The organism is uncultured Microscilla sp. (assembly GCF_947493425.1).
In the GTDB taxonomy this organism is placed as follows: Bacteria; Bacteroidota; Bacteroidia; order Cytophagales; family Microscillaceae; genus Microscilla.
Window position 1 is genome coordinate 1 of sequence record NZ_CANLRP010000333.1, and the last position, 3,398, is coordinate 3,398.

Sequence of the window (3,398 nt, forward strand, 5' to 3'; positions counted from 1 at the left end):
AGACCTTTTGCAAAATCAGATAGCAATAAAGTACTGAAAATAAACGACTTAAATACATTGAAATAATTACAACTTAATATAATAAAAAGATATAAAACAAGCTCAATAATTTGATGAATAAAAAAGAACTGCAAAGGATGTTGCAACAAAATTTTGCGCAAGCCAAACAACCCAAAGTATCAGTGCAAAGCGAGTGGCAAGCCAAAATAGGGGAGTGGCAGCAAATAATACAACAAGCCACCGAAGAAGATATAGAAGTAACACGACAAAAAATATTAGAGAGCATACAGGCATTTATTACTACCCGTTTGCTGGAGGTGGTCAATAAAAATACTTTTCAGCTAAAGGAAGGAACCATTTATCAACAATATTACACCAATTTGGAAGCTTTAAAAACCAATTTGGTTGCCTGCACCACATTGACAGAGTTAATACAGGCATTAGAGGGGTAATCAGAAGCATCCATAAGGCCTAGGTTCACCTTGTAATGCAATGCCAGAGTAAAGCTGCCAGATTCGGTATCTGCTTTGAAAGCTTTCAGTAGTTAAGGCTTTGGCTCTTATTAAGCATCCTGCGGATACATTTTAGGAGTGTACGAAGTTTTTAAAATCTCTGATATACAGGTATTTATGTATAAATTAAAATGGTAAGTGTAGGGGCAATCCCTTGCTGTAATGCAATGGAAGTTTTCGATTTATCGGAATGGTTGCCCTAGTGAAGAGCAAACATGAGCATACAATAACCCTTCAGCCCAATTCTTTATAAGAACCTAACTTTTTATCACTGTTGCTAAAACTTCTACCTCATCGCCTATGTGTATCAAGCCAGCCTGTATTACTTTCGCCGTAATTCCTCCGTGTCCCCGCATAGCATTATAGCCACCTGTGCCCAGGTTGGTTTCCATCCGTGAACAAGGCTGGCAAGCGCCAGTAGTTTCCAGTATTACTTCTCCAATTTTAAACTGCTTTTCTTTCAATGCCAGTAAGTTAATTCCCTGCACCACAATATTGCGCCTGGTAAGCCCAGGGTCTATAACATCTACTCCCATGAGAGAGGCTATGGTTTGTAAATGTTCGGCTTGAATAAGCGTGACTTGTCTTTTGTTAGAGTAAGCACCAGCAAAATGGTCACCCACAAGCCCTTTTGTCAGCGATGCTTCCACCGATTTTACACTGGTAAGAGGTTGTTTTTTTTCTGGACGTAAACCTATCCACTGGACTACTCCTTTTTGAGCAAATTTGTTTATCAAATCACTCATGATTGAACTTTTAGATTGTTGTACCATGGTTATAAAAGTAAAAATCAAGTAAGAAAGGGTTTTAATTTGGTAAAAACTAACAACTAATTAACAAGTAAAGGGGTGCAAGTAATACAGTATAAGTAATATTACTTATATAAAATGTAAAAATGCTAGGTTTTTTAGCCATTTTTTTTGTTAAACTTATTAAATTTACAAATGTAGTGTTTCAGGAGGCTATGATTTGGATATGGCGTGCAATTTTGTTTCATTGAAGTTTAGTTATAGACACTTATACACTCAAAGTTTTTTTGAGGTACTTTATAGGGTTTATACTACTCAAAACTGTGTATAAATATAAAGCAGTCATACCAAAATAAACTATACTATATAAACTGGATTGTTATGAATGCATTTCTGTACAAACAGCTGCCTGACAAATTATTAATTGACTCTTTTAGTTGCTGATTAACAAGGTGTTTTGTTTGTATAAGTAGTTTTGTTTTTTAGGAATGATACCTCAGGTAATAAGATAAACAGCTGATTTTTTTTATAAAATATAGTACTATTTTAGAGCTGATTAAGGTATTTTTGTTAAATTGTATTATTACATTGTAGACCAATTTTACTAAATTAGTGTTTTACTAGTAAACAAACTTTTGGTGAAAATCACCTTTTGTTATCATACACAGATAGTCGTGTAAATCTCTAATACCTCATCCTCTAAGTAAATGCACTATCATTTTGGATGAATTTTGGTGGTTGATGCACTTTCAAAATCGTACATCATTCGCTTTTTGAAGTAAAATCAAGGGGCTAAATTCGCTGAAAGAGTGGACCAGGTACTTAGTGGTTGAGGTACTAATATTAATTGTTTCAACTGTCTTTTATTCTTCCTTTAACTTTATGCTTGAAATGCTAAAGGTAACTATGAAATCCATTTTTATTAAACAAACCAATAAATCTCCCGAAATCAATTTCAATTATGATACCGGTGAGCTAAAAATTACAGGCAACTCGTTAGTTCAAAACAGCTATGAATTTTATACTCCATTGTTAGAATGGATTGATGATTATGTGCGAGCACCTAAAGCAAAAAATACCAAGGTGTTCATTAAAGTTGTTTACTTTACTACAGATGCTTCTGGCTTTTTTATCAAAATATTAAAGCGGCTTGAGCAATTGGCTATGGCCAACCATTTGGTAATGGTAAAGTGGTATTATGAAGAAGGAGACGTTGACATGCGCGAAACTATTCACATGTTTCGTAGCTTGGTACCCCAACTCAACCTGGAGTCGGTAGTGGTCAAAGAAGTGTTGTAGCCAAAGCATCGTTCATACATCTGCAAACGATGCTTATTGTATAGAAACAGGAGGCATTGAGTTAATATACCACAGGTTACTTACTTGACCCTGATTGATTTCATCATTTTATAAACACTGCTTTTCCATTCCCTTAATTCCTTTGCTGGACAAGAGAAGTTGAATATATAAATTTTACCCTCTTTGACTGTGTACATCAGGTATGAGTATTGACGTAATATTCCTTTAGCTTTGCCTACCAACTTCTTTTTTTCTGCTTTTACTACCCCCACAAATTCAAATACAACAAAATTACGTTTTCTGATGGTTTGTATCTTATCTTGTTTAAAACGTACTCCATCGTGCAGCCTTAATATAGTTGATTTATACAAACTCTTCATCATTTTCAGGTCGTTGAGGCTCCACTCTGCCTGATGTTTACGCATTTTCCCCTTGCTATCCACAAACGTTTGACGGGTACCCGCCGGAGCGTGAGTAAGTGCAGTGTTGATGCCAAAAGTAGCTTTGCCTACATTGCTTCTATACATAGCAATGGGTTTGCGGTAGCCCGCAAACTCTTGTTGGTATTCGCGGTCACTCATGACTATAAAGTTTTCTGGAAGCTTGATGGTGATATTGTCATTGACCTTGGTCTTTTTTAGTTTTTGGGCGTGAACAACGGTTGCCATTGTTATGTATAGTAAAAAAAATAAGGTACCAGTGAATGTTTTCATGTAGTATATTTATTTTATTAACTTTATTATTTTTTGCTTCAGTATTTTCTAAGGAACGATGCAAAAATAAAGTTCTATAGTTTAAGGAAATATTTTTTGGTCAGGCGAGGTCAAAAAACGCGGCA

Annotated in this window: 4 protein-coding genes; 2 read left to right on the forward strand and 2 right to left on the reverse strand. The window is 35.3% G+C overall.

What is annotated here, in order from left to right:
- Positions 1 to 113: 113 nt before the first annotated feature.
- Positions 114 to 452, forward strand: coding sequence for a hypothetical protein (locus Q0954_RS33305; RefSeq protein ID WP_299466184.1), 339 nt, complete (start codon positions 114 to 116; stop codon positions 450 to 452).
- Positions 453 to 769: 317 nt separating this feature from the next.
- Here Q0954_RS33305 and Q0954_RS33310 read toward each other — a convergent pair whose 3' ends face one another.
- Positions 770 to 1,258, reverse strand: a complete 489-nt coding sequence (locus tag Q0954_RS33310) for an MOSC domain-containing protein (protein ID WP_299466187.1) — start codon at positions 1,256 to 1,258, stop codon at positions 770 to 772.
- 909 nt (positions 1,259 to 2,167) lie between these two features.
- Between Q0954_RS33310 and Q0954_RS33315 the strand changes: the two genes are divergently transcribed.
- Positions 2,168 to 2,560, forward strand: a complete 393-nt coding sequence (locus tag Q0954_RS33315) for a DUF1987 domain-containing protein (RefSeq protein ID WP_045114251.1) — start codon at positions 2,168 to 2,170, stop codon at positions 2,558 to 2,560.
- An 80-nt stretch (positions 2,561 to 2,640) separates the two neighbouring features.
- Here the strand turns inward: Q0954_RS33315 and Q0954_RS33320 are convergent, their stop codons facing one another.
- Positions 2,641 to 3,228, reverse strand: coding sequence for a hypothetical protein (locus Q0954_RS33320; protein ID WP_299466193.1), 588 nt, complete (start codon positions 3,226 to 3,228; stop codon positions 2,641 to 2,643).
- Between the last annotated feature and the right edge of the window lie 170 nt (positions 3,229 to 3,398).

Coding starts and splice junctions, on each gene's coding strand:
- Q0954_RS33315 (WP_045114251.1), top strand. CDS start 2,168: ATGAAATCCATTTTTATTAAACAAACCAATAAATCTCCCGAAATCAAT.
- Q0954_RS33305 (WP_299466184.1), top strand. CDS start 114: ATGAATAAAAAAGAACTGCAAAGGATGTTGCAACAAAATTTTGCGCAA.
- Q0954_RS33320 (WP_299466193.1), bottom strand. CDS start 3,228: ATGGCAACCGTTGTTCACGCCCAAAAACTAAAAAAGACCAAGGTCAAT.
- Q0954_RS33310 (WP_299466187.1), bottom strand. CDS start 1,258: ATGAGTGATTTGATAAACAAATTTGCTCAAAAAGGAGTAGTCCAGTGG.